This is a genomic window from Streptomyces sp. NPDC001889 (genome assembly GCF_053594535.1).
Map to the genome: position 1 here is coordinate 1 of NZ_JBSFER010000065.1, position 4,427 is coordinate 4,427.

Genomic DNA, 4,427 nt, shown 5'->3' on the forward strand with positions numbered 1-4,427 from the left:
AGCCGATTCACCCGCGCATTCACCACCCCATAAGACACACCAACCCCAGCACACTCCACAGCCACAGCCCCCGGCACCAACCCCACCACGGACTCCAGGAGTCCGGGGAGGGTGTCGGCGCCGGTCCGGCCGGCGGCCCCGCCGTCGCCGCGGCGCTCCAGGGCGGCCCGCTCACCGGGCGCCATCAGATCGACGGAGGCGATCCGGCGGGCCGGGTCGGCGGTGACCGCGTCCAGCAGCCGGGCCCAGCGCTCGACGAGACCCGTCACGGTCGACGCGTCGAAGAGGTCGGTGCTGTACTCCAGCTCACCGGCGACCCCGGCGGGACGGCCGTCCTCGTCCCGCCGCTCCACCAGGTTGAAGAAGAGATCGAAGCGCGCGGAGCCCGTCCCGAGCAGCCGGGTGGCGACCTCCAGACCCGGGAGCCGGAAGTTCCCCGCCGGGTCGTCCTGGAGCCCGACGCCGACCTGGAAGAGGGGGTGGTGGCTCGGTGAGCGCACCGGGTTGAGCGTCTCCACCAACTGCTCGAAGGGCGTGTCCTGGTGGGCGTATCCGTCCAGGTCGGCGGTGCGCACCCGGGCGAGCAGCTCCTCGAAGGTCGGATCGCCCGAGGTGTCGGCGCGCAGCACCAGCGTGCTGACGAAGAAGCCGACGAGATCGTTGAGCGCCGAGTCCCGGCGGCCCGCGACCACACTGCCGACGGGGATGTCCGTGCCCGCGCCGAGCCGGGTGAGCAGGGCGGCGAGGGTGGCGTGGACGACCATGAAGAGGGTCGCGTTGTGGGTGCGCGCCAGCGCGGTCAGCCGCTCGTGCAGCGCGGCGTCCCAGCCGAACCGCACCAGGTCGCCCCGGTGGGTGGACATCCGGGGGCGGGGCCGGTCGGTGGGGAGCGGCAGCAGCTCGGGCAGCCCCTCCAGCGCCGTGCGCCAGTAGGCCAGCTCCGGATTGTCCTCGTCCGTCCGCACGCCCGCGCCGAAGCGGTCCCGCTGCCAGAGCGTGTAGTCGGCGTACTGGACGGGCAGCGGCTCCCAGTCGGGCGCACCGCCCTGGCAGCGTGCCTGGTAGGCGGTGAGCAGATCACGGGCGAGCGGCGCGGTGGACCAGCCGTCGGCCGCTATGTGGTGCAGCGTCAGCAGCAGTACGTGCTCCCGCGGCCCGCGCGCGAACAGGTCGGCGCGCAGCGGGGGTTCGGTGTCCAGCCGGAACGGAATCCGGGCGGCCTCGTGCAGCCGGTCCTCGGTCTCCCCGGGGCTCAGCCCGGCCACCTGGTGGACGGTGAGTCCGACGGCCGCCTCGTCCGCCGGCAGGATGTGCTGCCGGGGCACCCCGTCGGCCTCGGGGAAGACCGTGCGCAGCGTCTCGTGCCGGTGTACGACATCGGTGATCGCCCCGGCGAGCGCGGTCCGGTCCAGCGCGCCCGTCAGCGCCAGCGCGAGCGGCATGTTGTACGTGGCGGAGCGCGGAGCCATCCGGTTGATGAACCAGAGCCGCTGCTGGGCGAAGGAGAGCGGCAGCACCCCGGGTCGCGGCCGGGGCTCCAGCGGGGTGTACGGGGTGTCGCCGTCGGCGAGCTGCGGCACCAGGCCCGCGACCGTCGAGTGGTCGAAGACGATATGGATGCCGAGGTCGACGCCGAAGACGGAACGGATGCGGTTGATCAGCCGGGTGGCGAGCAGGGAGTGCCCGCCCAGCTCGAAGAAGTCATCGTCCCGACCGCAGCGGTCGATGCCCAGCACCTCGGCGAAGAGACCGCACATGATCTCCTCCCGGGGCGTCATCGGCTCCCGCGCCCCCTGGAGGGCGGGCAGATCGGGGGCGGGCAGCGCGGCCCGGTCGACCTTGCCGTTGGGGGTGAGCGGCAGGGCGGGCAGCACCACGAAGAGCGAGGGAGTCATGTACGCGGGGAGGGTGGCGGCGATCCGGGCGCGCAGGCTCTCCGGCAGGGGTACGGACTCGGCGGTCGCGGCGGGGCCGCCGGGCGCCGTGGTCGCGCCGGTCGCGGTGGGGGCGGTCGCGTACCGCTCGGGGGCGCCGGGGGCCTCGTCGGCGGGCGCGACGCACAGAGGCGCCGGTACGCCGGATTCCGGAGCCCCCGCCGGGGGCGCCTCCGCCGGGGGCGCCTCCGCCGGGGGCGCCTCCGCCGTGAAGAGGACATCAACCCGGTCGTCCGTGCCCTCCGGCGCCCAGGTGACGGCGGCCCGCAGCCCGTGCTCCCCGGCGAGTGCGTACAGCGCCTCGGGGTCGGCCGCTCCGGGCCGGGGCGCGCCGAGGAGTCCGGCCGCCACGGCCGGGGCCGCGCCCTCCGCGAGGGCCCGCGCGGCCGCGGTCTCGGCGGCGACCCGCCCATTGGGCACACCCCGGACCAGCAGCGGCGCCGTGCCCTCGGCGAGCAGCCCGGCCAGCCGGCCGAGACCGGCGGTCGCGGCGTTCTCCCGCGCGGTGCCCTCGGTCAGCTCCTCCCAGGTCAGCCGGCGCGGCTCGGGGAGTACGGCGGCGACGGCCGGGAGCTTGTGCAGAACGGCGTCGTAACGGTGGCGGGACAGCTCGTTGTGGGCGGTGGCGCGCTTGAGCCGGATGTCCACCCCGCCGACGTCCGTGCGCGAGGCGCGCAGCGCGAGGAAGAAGCGCGGGTCGACCAGCAGCTCCTTCTCCTGGTCGAGACGGTGCCCGACCGCGCGCAGCACGGCCGCGCCGTCCTGGGCACCGGGCGCGCGCAGCAGTTGGACAGCGGTCTGGAAGGTGCGCTGGAGCCGGCTGTTGCGCACATCGCCGACGAAGATCCGGCCGCCGGGCGCCAGCCGCTCCAGGGCCCCGGCGAGCACCCGGGCGAGATAGCCGGGGCTGGGGAAGTACTGCACGACGGAGTTGAGGACAACGGTGTCGAAGTGCCCTTCGGGAATGCCGGTGAAGTCGTCCGCGGGCTGCGCTCTCAGGGTCACCCGGCCGGCGAGCCCGTCGACGGCGCCCACGGTCGAGCGCAGCCGGCCGATGGAGTGCGCGGACAGGTCCGTACCCCAGTACTCGGCGCAGCCGGGGGCCACTCCGGCGAGGATCAGGCCCGATCCGACACCGATCTCCAGGACCCGGCGGGGGGCGTGCTCCCGGATGCGCTCGACGGTCGCGTCCCGCCACTCCCGCATCTCGTCGACCGGGATGGGGGTGTCGTCGTAGCTGCTGTTCCAGCCGGAGAAGTCCTGTCCGAGCGGGATGCCGCCGTCGGCCGCGCGGGAGTGCCAGGCATCGTGGATCTGCCGCCACTCGGCGACCCGGTCGCTGTCGTCGGCCCGCGAGTCGGGGGGCCGGGGGCCCGCGGGCTGGGCATCTCCGGTCTGGAGGCCGGTGGGCTGGGGGTCCGTGCTCTGGAGATCAGCGGTCTGGGGGTCCGTGCTCTGGACGTCCGTGGTCTGGACGTCCGTGGTCTGGACGTACGCCACGAGGCGCTGGTCCCCCGGCCGGTCCTCCCGGACCGTCACCACCGCCTGCGCCACCGCCGGATGCCCCATCAGCACCTGCTCGATCTCACCCGGCTCGATCCGGAACCCGCGCACCTTCACCTGCTCGTCGGCACGGCCGACGAACCACAGCTCGCCATCGGGAGCGCGTCGCACCAGGTCGCCGGTGCGGTACATCCGCGCCCCGGCCGGACCGAACGGATCGGCCACGAAACGCTCCGCCGTCAGCCCCGGCCGGTTCAGATACCCCAGCGCCAGCGCCCCACCGGAGACATACAGCTCCCCCACCACCCCCACCGGCACCCGCTCCAGAGCACCGTCCAGCACCCGCACCCGCACCCCCGCGATCGGACCCCCGATGGGCGGGACCTCGGCGGTGGACAGGGGCCGGCTCATGGTGGCGCAGACGGTGGTCTCGGTCGGGCCATAGGCGTTGATCATGCGACGGCCCCGGGACCAGCGGCCCGCGACCTCGGCGGAGCACGCCTCACCGGCGACGGCGAGGGTCGTGAGACCGGGCAGTCGGATGTCCTCGGGCAGGGCGGCCAGCAGCGAGGGCGGGAGGGTGGCGTGGGTGACGCGGTGGTCGCGGAGGAACGCGGGCAGGGCGCTCGGGAGCCGGTCGTCGCCGGAGCAGATCACCAGGGTCGCGCCGGAGGTGAGCGCCATGCACAGCTCGGACACGGAGGCGTCGAAGCTGGGGGAGGCGAACTGGAGGACGCGGGAGTCGGCGCTCACCGCGAAGCGCTCGATCTGCGATCCGGCCAGGGGCGCGAGACCCCGGTGCGAGACGGCCACGCCTTTGGGGGTGCCCGTGGAACCCGACGTATAGATCACATACGCCACATCATCCACCGACACCGGACGAAGCCGCTCCCCGTCCTCCACATCACCCCCCGGGAAACCCGCGGCCCCGGCCTCCGCCTCCGCCACACCCACCGACACCCCACCCACACCCGCCGGCACCACCACACC

General features: G+C 74.5%; 1 protein-coding gene. It reads right to left on the minus strand.

Annotated elements, in window-relative coordinates; all coding sequences use genetic code 11:
* A partial coding sequence (locus ACWCRA_RS35165) for an amino acid adenylation domain-containing protein (protein ID WP_451069474.1) occupies nt 1–4,313 on the minus strand: 4,313 nt, incomplete at its 3' end.
* Nucleotides 4,314–4,427 lie beyond the last annotated feature (114 nt).